18 protein-coding genes are annotated in these 15878 nt (G+C 58.7%); 5 read left to right on the top strand and 13 right to left on the bottom strand.

Annotated features, from left to right (window positions below; translation table 11 throughout):
• The first annotated feature begins 14 nt into the window (after positions 1 to 14).
• Positions 15 to 1010, top strand: coding sequence for a hypothetical protein (locus ACR0M3_RS08585; RefSeq protein ID WP_480910258.1), 996 nt, complete (start codon positions 15 to 17; stop codon positions 1008 to 1010).
• Here the strand turns inward: ACR0M3_RS08585 and ACR0M3_RS08590 are convergent.
• The 5 genes from ACR0M3_RS08590 to fdhD are packed head-to-tail and all read right to left on the bottom strand — an operon-like array spanning position 1007 to position 5742.
• On the bottom strand, positions 1007 to 1600 hold the full coding sequence (locus ACR0M3_RS08590) for a GNAT family N-acetyltransferase (protein WP_480910260.1): 594 nt from the start codon (positions 1598 to 1600) through the stop codon (positions 1007 to 1009). The two genes, ACR0M3_RS08585 and ACR0M3_RS08590, sit on opposite strands and share 4 nt — an antisense overlap.
• Positions 1597 to 3666, bottom strand: a complete 2070-nt coding sequence (locus tag ACR0M3_RS08595; RefSeq protein WP_480910262.1) for a molybdopterin-binding protein — start codon at positions 3664 to 3666, stop codon at positions 1597 to 1599. Before ACR0M3_RS08595 ends, ACR0M3_RS08590 begins: the two co-directional genes overlap by 4 nt.
• Positions 3663 to 4154 (bottom strand): molybdopterin-guanine dinucleotide biosynthesis protein B, encoded by a 492-nt coding sequence (mobB, locus tag ACR0M3_RS08600; RefSeq protein ID WP_480910263.1) that lies wholly within the window; start codon positions 4152 to 4154, stop codon positions 3663 to 3665. The genes ACR0M3_RS08595 and mobB overlap by 4 nt, the downstream gene beginning before the upstream one ends.
• Complete coding sequence (mobA, locus tag ACR0M3_RS08605) at positions 4151 to 4807, bottom strand: molybdenum cofactor guanylyltransferase MobA (protein WP_209506605.1); 657 nt, start codon at positions 4805 to 4807, stop codon at positions 4151 to 4153. The genes mobB and mobA overlap by 4 nt, the downstream gene beginning before the upstream one ends.
• Positions 4804 to 5742: a formate dehydrogenase accessory sulfurtransferase FdhD gene (fdhD, locus tag ACR0M3_RS08610; protein ID WP_480899223.1), complete on the bottom strand. Its 939-nt coding sequence runs from the start codon at positions 5740 to 5742 to the stop codon at positions 4804 to 4806. Before fdhD ends, mobA begins: the two co-directional genes overlap by 4 nt.
• Between fdhD and ACR0M3_RS08615 the strand changes: the two genes are divergently transcribed.
• Positions 5741 to 6451 (top strand): AzlC family ABC transporter permease, encoded by a 711-nt coding sequence (locus ACR0M3_RS08615; protein ID WP_480483082.1) that lies wholly within the window; start codon positions 5741 to 5743, stop codon positions 6449 to 6451. The two genes, fdhD and ACR0M3_RS08615, sit on opposite strands and share 2 nt — an antisense overlap.
• Entirely contained in the window at positions 6448 to 6780 is a 333-nt protein-coding gene (locus ACR0M3_RS08620; protein WP_267364537.1) for an AzlD domain-containing protein, read from the top strand. Before ACR0M3_RS08615 ends, ACR0M3_RS08620 begins: the two co-directional genes overlap by 4 nt.
• Here ACR0M3_RS08620 and ACR0M3_RS08625 read toward each other — a convergent pair.
• The 7 genes from ACR0M3_RS08625 to ACR0M3_RS08655 form a co-directional block, all read right to left on the bottom strand.
• Positions 6769 to 7401, bottom strand: coding sequence for a hypothetical protein (locus ACR0M3_RS08625; protein WP_480475007.1), 633 nt, complete (start codon positions 7399 to 7401; stop codon positions 6769 to 6771). The genes ACR0M3_RS08620 and ACR0M3_RS08625 overlap by 12 nt on opposite strands.
• Positions 7402 to 7418: 17 nt before the next feature.
• Entirely contained in the window at positions 7419 to 7553 is a 135-nt protein-coding gene (locus ACR0M3_RS08630) for an aa3-type cytochrome c oxidase subunit IV (protein ID WP_267364539.1), read from the bottom strand.
• Between the two features lie 89 nt (positions 7554 to 7642).
• Complete coding sequence (locus ACR0M3_RS08635) at positions 7643 to 8182, bottom strand: hypothetical protein (protein WP_480910265.1); 540 nt, start codon at positions 8180 to 8182, stop codon at positions 7643 to 7645.
• Complete coding sequence (locus ACR0M3_RS08640) at positions 8169 to 10010, bottom strand: glycerophosphodiester phosphodiesterase (protein WP_480910267.1); 1842 nt, start codon at positions 10008 to 10010, stop codon at positions 8169 to 8171. The genes ACR0M3_RS08635 and ACR0M3_RS08640 overlap by 14 nt, the downstream gene beginning before the upstream one ends.
• 56 nt (positions 10011 to 10066) lie before the next feature.
• On the bottom strand, positions 10067 to 10519 hold the full coding sequence (locus ACR0M3_RS08645; protein ID WP_267364542.1) for a DUF6173 family protein: 453 nt from the start codon (positions 10517 to 10519) through the stop codon (positions 10067 to 10069).
• A 4-nt stretch (positions 10520 to 10523) separates the two neighbouring features.
• Positions 10524 to 11570, bottom strand: a complete 1047-nt coding sequence (locus tag ACR0M3_RS08650; RefSeq protein ID WP_480910269.1) for an MBL fold metallo-hydrolase — start codon at positions 11568 to 11570, stop codon at positions 10524 to 10526.
• A complete protein-coding gene (locus ACR0M3_RS08655; protein ID WP_480486599.1) occupies positions 11570 to 13273 on the bottom strand; it encodes an acyl-CoA dehydrogenase in 1704 nt (567 codons plus the stop codon). Before ACR0M3_RS08655 ends, ACR0M3_RS08650 begins: the two co-directional genes overlap by 1 nt.
• Before the next feature lie 138 nt (positions 13274 to 13411).
• Here ACR0M3_RS08655 and ACR0M3_RS08660 point away from each other — a divergent pair, with 138 nt between their 5' ends.
• Positions 13412 to 14362 carry an L-threonylcarbamoyladenylate synthase gene (locus ACR0M3_RS08660; protein ID WP_480899218.1) on the top strand — a complete coding sequence of 317 codons (951 nt, stop codon included), beginning with the start codon at positions 13412 to 13414 and terminating at the stop codon, positions 14360 to 14362.
• Here the strand turns inward: ACR0M3_RS08660 and ACR0M3_RS08665 are convergent, their stop codons facing one another.
• The gene (locus tag ACR0M3_RS08665; protein ID WP_480483069.1) at positions 14363 to 14917 is read right to left on the bottom strand and encodes a YqgE/AlgH family protein; all 555 of its coding nucleotides are present in this window, start codon (positions 14915 to 14917) and stop codon (positions 14363 to 14365) included.
• A 157-nt stretch (positions 14918 to 15074) separates the two neighbouring features.
• Between ACR0M3_RS08665 and ACR0M3_RS08670 the strand changes: the two genes are divergently transcribed.
• Positions 15075 to 15875: a protein-disulfide reductase DsbD domain-containing protein gene (locus tag ACR0M3_RS08670; protein ID WP_480899376.1), complete on the top strand. Its 801-nt coding sequence runs from the start codon at positions 15075 to 15077 to the stop codon at positions 15873 to 15875.
• Positions 15876 to 15878: the final 3 nt, after the last annotated feature.

A 15878-nucleotide genomic window follows, 5' to 3' on the forward strand; every position in this document is an offset into this window, starting at 1 on the left:
CCGGAGCGCATGTAATGTCGGGGCCCAAACCTGACCCGGAAACTGAAAGACCGACTTCGCTGGGCATCTATGACCGCCCAAAGGCGCCGTCTGTCACCGAGATTGAGATTGCCGCACTGGTGCTCAGCCTGATTTGGCTGGTGGTGTCGGTTGTTTTTTTGGTGTTGCCGGGTAAGGTGCAGAGCGGTGGTTTTGTTGTCACCTTTCTGGCCGTTTTCATGCCTGTGGCGATGATCTGGGTCGCGGCCACTGCCATGCGTGCCAGCCGCGTGATGCGCGAGGAAAGCGCGCGGCTGCAAACTGCGATTGATGCGATCCGCCAGGCTTATGTGGCGCAGCAGCAGCGCGCATCCAGCACCTACGAACCTGCGGTAGCAAAGAAACTGGATGAGATCGCAGCCGCGACGCGAAAAACCGAAAGCGCGCTGGCAACATTTTCGACCAAGCGCACAACGCCCCCTTATGCCCCTGCAAAACCACTCGTTGCGGGTGCTCAAACCTCGCTTGAACTGGGCACGTCTGCGGAAGAAATTGCGCCTCCGCTGAGCACCGATATCTTTATCCGCGCCTTGAACTTCCCGGAAACTCAGAATGACACCGAAGGGTTCAACGCCCTGCGCGTGGCGCTGAAAGACCGCAAGACGGCGCAGATCGTACAAGCCTCGCAGGATGTTCTTACACTGCTCAGCCAGGAAGGCATCTACATGGACGACCTGCGCCCTGACATGGCCCGGCCCGAAATCTGGCGTCAGTTCGCGCAGGGCGCGCGGGGTCGCGCTGTCGCCGCGCTGGGGGGTGTACGCGACCGGTCCTCGCTGGCGCTGACAGCTGCACGGATGAAACAGGATCCCATTTTCCGCGACGCCGCCCACCATTTTCTTCGCCGCTTCGACAAGATGATGGCCGAGTTCGAGCCCACCGCAAGCGATGCAGAACTGAGCGCGTTGGGTGAGACCCGCACCGCGCGGGCGTTCATGTTGCTGGGGCGCGTGGCCGGGACGTTTGATTAATCAGGCAAAACGATCCAAGACATCTTGGTCGCGCTGCTGAAACCAAACACGTAACTTAAAGGCCCGGTTTTTTCTTCACCCACCGCCCGAAATCCTTCGCGCTCATATAAAGCGCGGGCGCGGGGATTTGTGTCGATAACGTCAAGCTGAACCACTGACATGTTTTGTTTCCGCGCTTCACACTTAACGGCATCCAGCAAGGCAGTGCCAACCCCTTTGCCACGCGAGCCCGCGGCCACAAATATGCCATCCATCTGAAACACGCCGGGTTTCAGTTCGCGCTCCAAAATGCTGAGGATGAGGGCGCGCCAAATGGCCCCAAGCCAGCCATAGACCTTTGCTAGGTCTGACATTCCGCCTCCGGCCAATGCACCATCGCGTGTCTTGAAACCTGCAAGCCCCAAAATCCGGTCTTCCTTGTCCCGTGCAACAAGCGCGAAATCCGGGTTCAACGAAGTTTCGAAGAAAGCCAGCCCCTTTTCATCCGGACCCATGACTTTGTTCAGTTTCGCCGAAAATGCCTGCCAGAACAGGGTCGCCACCAGTGGGCGTTCCGCATCAGAAAAACCGCGTGAGATCGTGATTTTCACAACCCAAAACTGCCATACGGGATAAACCGAACCATATCACCCGGTTGGATATGCCGGGCACCATCTTCTATTTCGACCAGCCCTTCGGCCCAGCTGAGCCCGCTGATCCGGCCTGATCCTTCTGACTTGAAGACTACAACCCGGCCTTCCCGTATGCGCGCGCGCAGGTATTCGCGGCGGCCCGGTTTCTTGCGCTTTTCAAAGGCAGCGGGCACTTCGAACCCTTGCGGCTTGATCCAGCCTTCGCCAGACATCAGGCCCAGCGCCGGTCGCGCAAAGATCAAGGTGCAGACCAAGGCGGCAACGGGATTGCCGGGCAGTCCAAAGACCGGAGTTCCGGACCACAACCCCAAAGCCAGAGGGCGACCGGGTTTCAAGGCGATCCGCCAATGTTGCATCGCCCCCGCCTGGCGCAGCAAGGCAGATACGTGGTCTTCGTCACCAGCAGATGCGCCACCACTCGTCAGTATCACATCTGCCTGTTCCGCAGCCTGGTCCAGCCGTTCCCGCAGGGCATCCCGATCATCTGACACACGCCCCATATCCACAGGTACAAACCCCAGCCTTTCGACCAGAGACAACAGCATCGGGCGGTTGGCGTCGAATATCTGACCCGGTCCGGCGCACTCTCCGGCGTCGATCAGTTCATCGCCGGTCGATACCACGGCGACACGCAGCGGCTCGCGCACCTTCACCTCGGCAATGCCCAAAGCGGTGAGCAGCGCAAGGTCAGCCGGTGTCAATCGGCGCCCTGTAGGCAGGGCCAGATCGCCTGCGGCCACATCCTCGCCCGCTTGCCTGGTATTTGCCCCCTTTTTCAGCGGGCCGTGGAATGCGATATGCCCGTCTTTAACTGTGACATCCTCTTCCAGAATAACCGTATCCACCCCGTCAGGCAGCGCGGCACCCGTCAGAACGCGCACTGCCTGACCCTCGGGAACATCACCGTCGAACGGGATACCGGCTGCTGCACGCCCATCGACCAGCGGCAGGACCTGTGGCCCATCTGAAACCGGACCAGCGAACCCGAACCCATCCACGGCTGTATTCGGCTGCGGCGGGTTGGAACGTTGGGCTGTCACATCTTCTGCCAGAATGCGCCCACTCGCCTTTTTCAGCGCGACCACCTCGACCGAGGTAATCGGATGCAACCTGCCGCGCAAATAGGCCAAGGCGTCATCAACCGGCGTCCACTCCACACCCGCTGGCAGCGCAAAACAATCGTTGCGCAATGGTGGCGGGGCTATGTTCGGCTTTTTCTGAGTCACACCCAATATCCAGCCTTCCTCTGCCGCTGAAACATCTAATTGCGCTTTCAACTCCTGCTCTGTCAAACGCGACAGAGTCAAGGCGACCTGTTCGACCTGCCAAGCATCCTTGATCCGGCCGTCCGGTGGCGCACCCAAGCTGAGCGACGGCCAGATTTCCACAAAGGCAACGGGTCTATCCAACGACTCGAACGGCCAGACCGCGACTTGTCCGGCAAAGCGATGGCGGAGCCTGCTCAGAACTGGAAGCCCCATCATCACCTGCCCACCGACCGCGCCTGCACCCGCCATCTGCCAGCAGGTGAAACTGCCTTTTGCCAAGGCTTCAACCGCACGACGGTCGGAAAACGGATTGGAATAGCCCGTCTTGGTTCGCGGCAAACCATCAATGTCACGCCCGAGGCCATTCATCCAAAATGGGCCTCTTCCTCCGAGTTGTCGATTGACCCGGCCCGCCAAGTCGAAACGATTGTTCGTTTTCGGACCGTCTTCGACATGCTGTTCGAACCAGCCCCACAAGGTCAAGGGGTCATCCGTTCCGGTGATCGCGCGGGCAAAGCCCTTCGGGTATCCAAAAGGGAAATCGAACCCCAGAAACAGGCGGCGACCTGCCTTCAGTTCGGTGCGGATCAGGGCATCCAGCCACGCCTCGGCAAGCGCCCGGTTGCGCAGGTATTCGGGTTCCTGTGCCTGCCCTTCACGCGCAAGACAGACCCAGATCGCGTCTTTGCGCGGTGTTGGTCCGGTGTCATTTCCACCAGACCAGTCCACCATGGCAAAGGTCTGGAACAGGGTCACAAACCGACCTCATCCAATATGAAGTCCGCGATCCTGACTGTGTCGTTCAGGTCGAAAACCGGGCGATCCAGTTCCAGCGCCGTGTCGCTGGCAACGGCTCGAACGGTATCGTTTTCAATCGCGATCAGAGGGTTTCCTGCCTCGGCGCGAAACGCCTCGACCTTTGGGTGGCCTTCCCGTTTGAAGCCTTCAACCAGCACCAGATCAACCGGAGAAAGCCGCGCCAGCAGTTCGCCCAATGGCGGCTCGGGCGCGCCGCGCAGCTCTTGCATCAAGGCGACGCGCCGCCCCGACGCAAGCAACACCTCGCTAGCACCAGCAACGCGGTGACGATGACTATCCGTGCCCGGTTGGTCCACATCGACGCCGTGATGCGCGTGTTTGACAGTTGAGACGGTAAAGCCCCGCCCCGTGATTTCGGCCACCAGCCGTTCCATCAGCTCGGTTTTGCCCGCGTTTTTCCAACCGGTGACGCCGTAGACTCTCATACCTGCTCCAACAATGTCCGGGCGCGGTCCAGATCGTCAGGCGTATTTACATTGAAGAACGGATCAAACGGGTCAGCCTGAAACAAAGCCTCGCGCCCGTCATGTTTATCAGTCCACAGCACGACCTTGCGCAACCCGTCCGTCAGAGCCGCCCGCAGATCATCACGCAACGCCACAGGCCAGAGCCCAAAGGTCGGGTGCCGGTTGACCCGCCTGCCCCCACCGGATTTCAGCGCCTCGTCGCCCGTTCGCGGAGTAGTGGCCAAGACCAGAGGATGCACCTGCCCCGCTGCCGCCTCTTGCAGGCGCGCCACCAGATCACGTGGGAAGAACGGTGTATCTGCGGCAGCCGTTACGATGCTGTCGGCCCCCTGGTCTGCCGCCCAATCGAGCCCCGCCAGAACACCGGCCAAAGGGCCAGCGAAGCCTTCGATCGAGTCAGGCAGAACGGGTAGCGTCAGATCGCTGAAACGCTCGGGGTCGCCATTTGCGTTCAGGGCCAAACCATCGACTTGCGGAGACAGCCGGTCAACGACATGGGACAGCAAGCTCTGCCCACCAATCTGCAATAGACCTTTGTCACCGCCGCCCATCCGGGTGGCCTGCCCGCCTGCGAGGATGACGCCGAGGGGTTTCCTGTTTTCATCACTCATTGGCTACTCTTCCGCCGGTGTTTCCTGTCTTCGGCCACAACCGTCGACGGGTCCACATCACGAACCAACCGTTCCTCACCAGAAAGACAAACAAAGCGCTGTCCTCGCATCCGACCGATCAGCGTAAGGCCTACCTCACGCGCGATCTCAACACCCCAGGCGGTGAAGCCGGAACGGGACGCCAACACGGGAATGCCCATCATCGCCGTTTTGATCACCATCTCGGATGTCAGGCGACCGGTGGTGTAAAGGATCTTGTCCTCTGCCGAAGCACCCTCGGACAGCATCCAGCCTGCGATCTTGTCGACAGCGTTATGGCGACCCACGTCTTCCATATAAACCAGCGGGCGGTTTTCGCGGCACAGTACAGTCCCATGAATTGCCCCGGCCTCAAGATAAAGCGACGGGGTGCGGTTGATCTTGGCCGCCAGTTCGTAAAGCCACGAGGTCCGCACCTGCACTTGTGGCAGTTGAACGCCCTCAAGGCCCTCCATCATGTCCCCGAACACCGTTCCCACAGCGCAGCCACTGGTGCGTGTCTTTTTCTTCAGCTTGTCTTCGTACGAAGTCGCGCGTGCGGTGCGGACAACAACGGTTTCAAGATCATCATCGTAATCGACACGGGTAATCTCATCATCAGCCAGCAACATGCCCTGATTTCGCAGAAAACCCAGCGCCAGGTACTCGGGATAATCGCCAATGGTCATCGCCGTCACAATTTCCTGCGCGTTGAGGAAGATCGTCAGTGGGCGCTCTTCAACCACTGAAATCTGACTGACCTCGCCATTCTGGTCCACCCCCTCGACCGCACGGGTCAGGCGGGCCGCGCCCGGATCAGGAGCGATTACATAGTCTGACACGTCGGTTTCGGTGACCAATTGCAACCCCTCCACAAGACCGATACTGCTGCTGGCGTCACCATAGGATTTAGCCATGGCCTCTGCCACATCCAAGTCATACTTCTGGAAAGGTTTTCGCGACGGCACACCGTTTGTCTTCGTGGCTGTGCCTTTTGGTCTGTTGTTCGGTGTCTTCTCGACAGAAGCCGGGTTGAATATCGTGCAGACCATCGCCTTTTCCATCACCGTTTTTGCAGGCGCTGCGCAGTTTACAGCTCTGCAACTTCTGCAGGATGAAACGCCGACAATCATCGTTTTGATCTCAGCCCTGGCAGTGAACCTGCGGGTTGCGATGTATTCCGCATCACTGACGCCGTTTCTGGGTGCCGCGCCCTTGTGGCAGAGAGCATGTGCGGCTTACCTGATCGTTGATCAGTCTTACGCCTGTTCAATCGCGCAGTTCGAAAAAGAGCCTGATCTGACGATCCCCCAGCGAATGGCCTATTTCCTGGGTTCGGTCACTCCGATCACACCGCTGTGGGTTTTGGGAACCTGTCTGGGTGCCGTGCTGGGTGCTCAAATACCGGAAAGTTGGGCGCTGGACTTTGCCCTGCCGATCACCTTTCTGGCGATGATTGGGCCAATGATGCGTACGCTGGCCCATGTCATCGCCGCCCTGGTCGCCATTGTTGTTGCCCTGCTGACCGTGAGTGTGCCGTTCAATCTGGGCCTGCTGATCGCGGGCGCAGCAGGGATGATGGCCGGTGCGCAGGCGGAATTGATGCTAAAGCGGAACACGCTATGAACCAGATCGATCAGACAACAATATGGATCATCATCGCGGGTCTTGCGGTGGGCAGCTATGCTTTGCGCTTTACCTTCATCGGTCTCGTCGGTGATCGCCCGATGCCGCCCTGGTTGTTACGTCACCTTCGATATACAGCCGTGGCCATCCTGCCCGCACTGATCGCGCCGCTGGTGGTTTGGCCTGCAGCCACCGAAGGACAACCGGATATACCCCGTATGTCGGCCGCAGCGGTTGCACTGTCTGTGGGCATTCTAACCAAGAATGTGCTGGCCGCCATCTTTACCGGGGCGGCAACACTTTACATATTGCTGTATTTAGTTGGATGAAGCCGCGTCCAGCTGGTTCAGGCGCGCATTGTTGAACGCCAGTCCCTTTTGCAGGTCCGCGTCGTCGTTTTCACGGTACTCCGCCGTTTGAACGCCTTGCAGCGCTCCAAACTGATCCGACAGTTTGACCGGATAGAATGTGGTCGTGATCTGTTCGAACCCCGGAACCTGCTGCAACAGCTGCGAGGTAGAGTTCGCACAGAATGCACCAGCCACTGGGCCCATCTGCTTGGCCAGTTGCAATGCAATTTCGGCCTGTTGCGGAGTGACCTCGATCGTCTGGATGCGCGCATAATGTGTTTCGCGGGCGTGGCTGCTGCGATACGCACGTTCGACATTCGGGGTAATACCGTACAGCACATCGTTCCTGATCGGTACAACATCCGCCCGGAACGATCCTGCCGGGTCGAAAATAACCCGCTCACTGCCGCTGATCATCAACGACGTATGCGCACCCGAACCGGTTCGGGTGCTGATCATCGTGTACAAGGTCAGGGTCGATGGCCCCGGATCGCGATAGGAGCGGGACGTAATTTCAGTTTGATCCGCTTGTGGGCGCTGTGATGCAGCGCAACCAGCCAGCGTTGCGGCCACGAGGCACGCAGTCAATATCCTGAGCAAAGCCGCCCCCGAATTGCTTACGAGGCGAAAACTGCCAGGAACAGGCACAACAAGGCGATCGCGACCACACACCAAGTGGTGGCTTTGATGAAACCGTTGAAAGTTTTGGTTTGAACGTCGATGTTCATTTCGCCGTGCTTGTATTCAGCCATGAGTCTCAGAATCCCAATTCGCGTGTTTGACTTGTTGGATAATGGAAAACAAAACGCCTGTCACCACGTCATTCGCGCGCAGGGCGCGCTTACTTGAGGACCGAGCATCTTGGATACCCAAACCCCCACCGCCAGGGCAGGCCGCTGCACGGCCCGCCACCGAAACGAACCGCCCCATACATGGCATCCGCAGTGATCGCATGAATGGTGCGGATCTGATCAGGTTCCATATCGTAGCGATCCGCATATTCGTCGGCATTCAGATCTCCATGCGCCGCAACACAGGCATGCAGGGCATCGTCCGCCGCCAAACGCGCGTCATAGCTTTCCTCGGCCGAATCCGCGCCGCCAGCATTGTGATATGCCCGGTCGTGGATCACACAACAGTTTTCCCAAGGTGGATGTTCTTCAAAAAGTTCACCAACCTGCGGGAATTGCTTTGCCACCCAGCGCCAGCTTGCGGACAACCCACCCGAACACCCGTCTGTTTCAAATGGTTGCAGCTCGGCTCCGTTGCTCTGGTCCATCAAGGCGCGATGGGCAGGCATTTCGAACCGGCGCATCAAGTCCTGTGCCAAGGCAACATGCGGAAAGACGAGCAACAACAGCAACAGATTAAGGGCTTTCATCGCGCATCGCCTTGGTGTCGACTTGTAATCCGAACGCCGTGGCCAGCCACAACATCAGCCGCTCTGCCGGTCCCATTTCGGCGCGCACGCGAAGAACCTCATTGGCCATAGCCGGGCGATCGGTAATCAGACCATCAACGCCCATAGACGCCATTTTAGACATCTGCAGCGGATCGTTTACTGTCCAGACATAGATATCCCTGCCGGCATCGTGAACCTTTCGGATCAGGCCCGGCGTCGCCATCCCTGCGTTAACGGCGACAAACTCGCCCTCCAACCCCGACAGATCACCAACGGCTGTGGCCGCCAATACACCCGAACGCCAGTCCGGGCGCAGTTTCTTCATCTTTTGGACAGCCGGGTACTTCAACGACATGGTGGCGACCTCGTCCTGCATCTCCAACTCTTCCACCAGTTTGATCACCCGGTTTTCCAGATCGATATCATGGCCATAGTATTTCAGTTCGATAAGAACCCTGGACTTGCCTTTGGCCGCCTCCAGCACATCACGCAGAGTTGGCGTGCGTTCCGAGGCGTATTCCGGGTCGAACCAGCTGCCGATGTCGATATCGGCCACATCCGCCATTGTGGCATCCCAGACCTTCAGATTAACACCCGCCAGCTTCATGAAATCGCTGTCATGGGCCACGATGATCACGTCATCCGCGGATTCCTGAACATCGATTTCAACCCAATCCGCGCCGTCCTCGATGGCTTTCAGAACCGAGGCCATCGTGTTTTCCGGCCGCAAGGCCGCAGCACCCCGGTGACCAATGACCTCGGCATGATCCGGGGCCTGCACACGTTCCAGCAGACTTTGACCTGACCAAAGGCCAATACCCAACGCGGCTAGGGATGCACCCACTGTCACAAATACAGGCGCCTGAATTTTCCGGGGCTCTGGGTGAACGATCTTTTTTCCGTCTGTATCGAAAAACCCGTCCAGCAAGACGGCCAGCGCGCCCAGCGCCGTTGCTGCCAAAACCAGCCCCGCCAATGACCAGAGCCCAGCGACGACAAAACTGAAGGTCAGGGCCAGCTTGAGGTTGCCGCCGTCCTGCACGGGTACGAAAGTAAACAAATGGCTGGCCACTGCGGCAATCAAAGCGGCGATGACAAGGCGCATCCCCAGCCAAAGGACAAGCTCGATCTTCAACCGCCCGCGCTTGCCCTCCATTTTCTGCGCACTTTGGGCAAACGCTGCTTGGGGCGCAGTTCGTTCGAAAAGGACCAAATGCAGGGCCAGCGCCCAGGCGGACAGGCGGCGGATCAAAAGCCACGCCAGTACAAGAACAACCACTCCGATCAGAAGAACCGCCACCTTGAAGGCGGGGGGGCGGAAGGTCAGGTAATAGTTGATGTCATATTCAGTCAGCGTCCACCAAGCGATCAGGCCAGCGACAGCCACGAATGGCAGGGCAAGCAACAGGACACGCAGGATGAAACGCACGGCAAATCCGAACAACGCCGGGAAACGGGACAGGATCAATGCGAGCGCCGCACTGCCAGCACGCCAGGGATCCTGTTCGCCCATGCGCAGCGACCCGGCCATGACCGAGAACACAAAGACCTCAGCCAGCAGAAACAAACTCAGAACTACAACAGACGAGATAAACCCGACCGGAGACAGCAGGAACATGGCAATGTCCTGATCGGTCAAGGCCGTCTGGTCAGACAGAGAGACTGCCAGATTGACCGCCAGCGCCACCCCTGGCGCAATCAACGCCACAAGCAGCAACCGGACAGCGATATAGATAGGCACAAAAACCCGACGCCGGGCCCAGGCCCCCGCGTAGGCATGTGTTACGGCATGGAAATATCTGCTCACGCGGTCGCCTCCGAACTGATACATTCATTCAAAGGCGCGCAAACGTGAATTGCAAGTCAGCTGTCTTTCAGGTCTGCAGCTAGGCGGAACCCGATGCGGTTGGCTGGCTTGTCTTCAACCGATTTGGGAAGCGCACGCAACATCACGTTCAACTGGCTGACATGTTGCACCAGTTGCGTGCGGGCTCCGGTCCCGTCGGACCCGTAAAAGGTTATCATGTCGGGGTCGAAATAACCCATCCCCTCGATCCGCATTACACCTGCATCGCCACCGGTGAACCCCATCGCGACCTCATGATCGCCGTCCAGCGTCTGTTCGAAATTCTGGATGTACAGGATTAACCGCTCGTATGCCCATTGTGCGGGGCTCTTGCTAGCCACCGGTTTTTTCAACGTCTCGGGCAGTTTTTTGCTTCCGGATTCGGCTTTGGGATCGGCGTGCACCTCGTAACACTTTGGCAAAGCTGCGGCTTCTGCGGCCTCGGCCGAGGTTTCGATCTGGTCCTGCATTCGTCTACCCTTTGCGTTGATACAACCATGCCCCATCCGCGCGTTGCGTCCGGGTTACTGCACCAATGTGGTAGAGGTGATTTACATGTGCAACCGCCTCGACCAGCGCAAGGCCATACTCACCCTCGCGGATTGTACGTTTGAACAGCGGCATAAAGCAGTCAGCGGCAGATTTGGGCTGATCCAGATGATCCAGCAGCCGTTCCAGCGCGCCATGGTGGTTGTCAATCAGCTGCTTCATACGCAACGGCAGACCCGTGAAGGGCAGTTTGTGCCCACCCAAAACCAGATGATCGGGACGGGCGAGCGCCTGAAGCCTCTCACAGGCCTCCATCCATCCTGACACTGGATCGGCCATGGGTTCGGTCGCATAGACACCCAGATTGGGACTGATCGAACTTAAGATCTGATCGCCGCTGAGTACCAGATTGTCATCGCGGCTCCAGAAGGTGGCGTGTTCCGGTGCATGGCCATTGCCCATATGAACGTCCCAGTCACGTCCGCCCATACGGATCACGTCACCCTGCTTGATCCCGGTAAAACCCAGCGGCATGGGATAGACCGTGTCGGCAAAATTAAAGGGCCGGTCCGCCATCCGTTTGTTCAAAACTTCGGATGCCATGCCCGCGCTGCGATAGAAACCCAGCGTTTCTTGCGGCCAGGTTTCCTGCACATCCAGCGTCAGCATCCGCGCAAACAGCCACGAGGTGCGGCTTGTCACCAGCTCGGCGCCGTGTTCCGTCTGAAACCATCCGGCATTGCCAACATGGTCGGGATGGTGGTGAGTCACCACCACCCGCCTGATCGGCTTGCCTGCAAGAGGTCCGGCCATCAATGCTTCCCAGATGCGCCGCGTATTGTTCGAGGACAGCCCCGTATCGATCACCGTCCAGCTGTCGCCATCGTCCAGTGCGTAGATATTTACATGGTCCAGCGCCATAGGCAGGGGCAACCGCATCCAGAGAACACCTTGGGCAATCTCGGTGGCTTCGCCCTGCGCGGGCGGTTCAGACCACGGATATCTGATCCCCAATACGTGATCCCCGTCCATCAAACTGCAAACTCGTCCGTGCTCAGCGCGAAAAGGTCATCCGCCCCGTTCTGTGCCCGTGCCAAAAGGCCCGTATGTTCGGGCAACAGGGCGTTGATATAATACCGCGCCAGTTTCGCCCGCGGCCCCTCTGGGTCGGCAAGGGCTGCGGTCAGGTGATAATGCCCGCCCAGCACCCGGGCAAATGCCTGCAGATAAGCAACTGCGCCTGCAAAGCGGTTATTCATATCGTCCTGTGCCACCAGCCATTCTGTCGCCTCGCGCAGCGTTTCGGTGGCTTCCCAAACAGGGCCCGCCAGATCAGGCAGTGTTGCACGGGCGCGTTCAGCCTGGTCTTCAATCTCATCCAGCAAGTTCGAAGCAGCCTCGCCCCCGTCCATCATCTTCCGCGCAACAAGGTCCATCGCCTGAATGCCGTTGGTGCCCTCGTAGATCGCGGTGACACGCGCATCGCGATAGAACTGAGCTGCGCCGGTTTCCTCAATATATCCCATGCCACCATGCACCTGGACCCCTGTTTCAGCCACACGCATCCCGGTCTGAGTACCAAACGCCTTGCTGATCGGCGTCAACAGCGCGGCCCGCGCAGCCCAATCGGCGTCACCAGTGGCCTCTGCCATATCGATCGCAACCGCATTGGCCAACAGGATCGCGCGCGCGGCATAAACATCAGCACGCATATCCAAAAGCATACGGCGCACATCCGCATGATCGATGATCGTCCCGGACGGCGTTTTGCCTTGTTTCCGTTCCAGCGCATAAGCCACCGCGTGCTGATATGCACCTTCGGCCACGCCCACGCCCTGTCCGCCCACGCCGAGGCGCGCATTGTTCATCATGGTAAACATGGCCGCCATACCGCCATGTTCGGCACCCACCAGCCAGCCTTTGGCTTTGTCATATTGCATCACGCAGGTGGGCGACCCGTGCAAGCCCATCTTGTGTTCCAGCGAAACCACTTTCAGATCATTGGCCACGCCAGGATCACCATTTTCATCAGGCAGGAATTTGGGGACAAGGAATAACGAGATCCCTTTGGTGCCGGGCACCCCATCGGGAAGGCGGGCCAGTACCAGATGGCAGACATTCTCGGTGAAATCGGTATCGCCCCACGAGATGAAGATCTTTTGACCGGTGATCGAATATGTCCCGTCACCGTTCGGCTCAGCCTTCGCAGACAGCGCGCCAACATCGGATCCAGCCTGAGCTTCGGTCAGGTTCATGGTGCCCGACCATTCCCCCGTCATCATCTTAGGCAGATACAGCGCTTTCAATTCGTCGCTGGCGTGATGCTCTAACGCCTCGATCTGGCCCTGAGACATAAGCGGCGCAAGTTGCAGCGACAGGCAGGCGGCACTCATCATCTCGTTGACCGCCGTGGTGATGGTCATAGGCAGCCCCATCCCCCCGTATTCAGGATTACCACTGATCCCGATCCAGCCACCTTCGGCAATTGCCTTCCAGCCGTCTGCATATCCCGGAGAAGTTCGCAGCACGCCATTTTCAAGCCGTGCAGGTTCCAGATCACCGGGACGCTGCAGAGGGGCCATCACCTCTTCGCACATCTTTCCAGCTTCGGTCAGGATCGCATTGACCACATCCCCGCTGGCATCAGCAAATTTATCCGTCGCAGCGACCTGGTCGAACCCGACCACTTGGTCCAGCAGGAACTGGTAATCTGAAATTGGGGTGCGATAGGGCATGATCACTCTCGAAGGCTAACAATTCAGAACATATCGGCAGGCTTGGAATTGTGGGCAAGCGCCGGTAAGCGTATGAGCTTGGATCAATTACCTACTGTCCCTTATGTTTCAAGCAACCAAAACGCGGCGTCACCAGTTATGATCTCAACCGGCACTCAGGAATTGACGGCGGATCCCGGCGGTATCGCGCGGGCTGCAGATATGTTGCGACAGGGCCTTCTGGTCGCTTTCCCGACCGAGACGGTCTACGGCCTGGGCGGCGATGCCCGCAACGGGCAGGCGGTGGCGTCGATCTACGAGGCCAAGGGGCGGCCCAGTTTCAATCCGCTGATCGCACATGTCGCTTCGGTCGCCGCGGCGCAACGGTATGTGCAATGGTCAGATCAGGCCGAGCATCTGGCGCAGGCCTTTTGGCCCGGTCCGCTTACCTTGGTTTTGCCCTTGCGCGAAGGGCACGGGATTTCATCGCTGGTGACGGCAGGTTTGGATACGTTGGCCGTGCGCGTTCCGGCACATCCGACAGCGCGCACGCTGCTGGCCAAATTTGATGGCCCGGTTGCGGCGCCTTCGGCAAACCCGTCGGGTCAGATCAGTCCGACCAAGGCAAGTCATGTCTGGTCAGGTCTTGGCGGCAAGATCGCGGCTGTTCTGGATGACGGGCCGTGCGGTGTCGGGCTTGAATCCACCATCATCGGCCTGGCTGGGGAACCTGCACTTTTGCGTCCAGGTGGCATCGCGCTGGAGCAGGTCGAAGAGACGCTGAAAATGCGTCTGCATCTGCATCAATCCGGTGATCTTCTGACCGCCCCCGGCCAGTTGCAATCACACTATGCGCCGGACGCTCCGGTCCGTTTGAATGCCAAAACCCGTCAGGGTGACGAGGTGTTTCTGGGATTTGGGCAGGTAGAGTGCGACCTGAACTTGTCCGCCACTGGCAACTTGACCGAAGCGGCGGCAAATCTGTTTGCGTTTCTGCATCAGCTGAACGAAACCGGGCGACCGATTGCCGTTTCTCCGATCCCTGACACGGGTTTGGGGGCGGCAATCAATGACCGGCTGCGGCGCGCGGCGGCACCCCGTGACAGCTGATCACGCTCGCCCCGCGCTGGCAGAAAGGGTCAGCGGGTCCACGCCCAAAGAAGCCAACGCTGCCTCCCATTTCGCATCATCGGGCACATCGAAAACAAGTTTCGACGTTGCTTCGGTGGTTAGCCAGCCGTTCATGGCAATTTCATCCTCAAGCTGACCGGGCCCCCAGCCGGAATAACCCAGCGCCAGCATCGAGTTCAGCGGCCCAGTGCCTGACGCCAAATCCTCGAGCACATCAAGTGTCGCCGTCATGCTGAAATCCTCGGAAATCTGCATTGAATGCAGGTTGGCCTCGTAATCGGCGCTGTGAAGGACAAAGCCGCGTGACATCTCGACCGGCCCACCGAAATGCACAAGGCGTTCGCCGACAATCGGAACACGGCAGGCGATGTTCAGTTGACCCAGCAAAGTCTTGATCCGCAGGTCCGAGGGCTTGTTCACAATCAAACCCATGGCACCGTCGTCACCATGACTGCACACATACACCACCGAATGGTCGAATCGCGGATCCCCCATACCAGGCATCGCAATCAACAGTTTTCCGGTCAGGTCCATGGGCCGCCATCTCTTTCTCAGAACACCTCAACAATGGCCCCGCAGCATGTCTATTGGCAAGAGAACAACAGGTATTTTGGCGGATTTCATCCCAGTGAACAGAACGTGACTTGGAATCCGGGCCAACGCCGCGCATTTAAGAGGGATGAAGATGTCGATGAAACACACTGCCGTCGCTGCACTCGCTTGCCTGCATCTGGCCGCCCCGGTTGCCGCTCAGGGTCTGGACGGCGTGGTTCAGCTGGATGTTCTGGATGGCGGACGGACTGCAAACGGCACTTATCTTACCGCCTTGAAGGTGACGCTTGAGGATGGTTGGAAAACCTACTGGCGCGCGCCCGGAGATGCTGGCATCCCGCCGGAAATCAACTGGAAACGCTCAAGCAATGTCGGGCGTGTAGAGATCACATGGCCTGCCCCCGATGTCTTCGATCAGAACGGGTTGCAGTCGATCGGTTACAAGAATCAACTGGTCCTTCCGATTGAGATTACGCCGCACAACCCTGCCAAGCCGGTCCGATTGCAGGGCGAAATGGATCTGGGCGTTTGCAAAGACGTTTGTATTCCGGAACGTCTGGGCTTTGACCACACGCTCGACGCTAATGCCGGACGCCATCCCGCGATTGCCGCCGCACTGGCGCAACGCCCTTATTCCGCGCAAGAAGCTCGTGTGTCCAGTGCCACCTGTCGTCTGACGCCGACGAAAGATGGTATGCGTATCGAAGCACGAGTGACCATGCCATCGGCAGGTGGTCATGAAGTGGCTGTTATCGAACCCGGCAATCCCTCCCTCTGGGCGTCGCAGCCGGTTGCGCAACGGCAGGGCGATACGTTGGTCGCCGAGGCCGAGATTATCAATGCGTCGGGTACACCTTTTGCGCTGGATCGGTCGGAAATCCGGATTACTGTTCTGGGCGCCAATCACGCAGTTGATATTCAGGGCTGCAGCGCAGGCTGAATT

It is taken from the genome of Ruegeria sp. O5 (assembly GCF_056535105.1).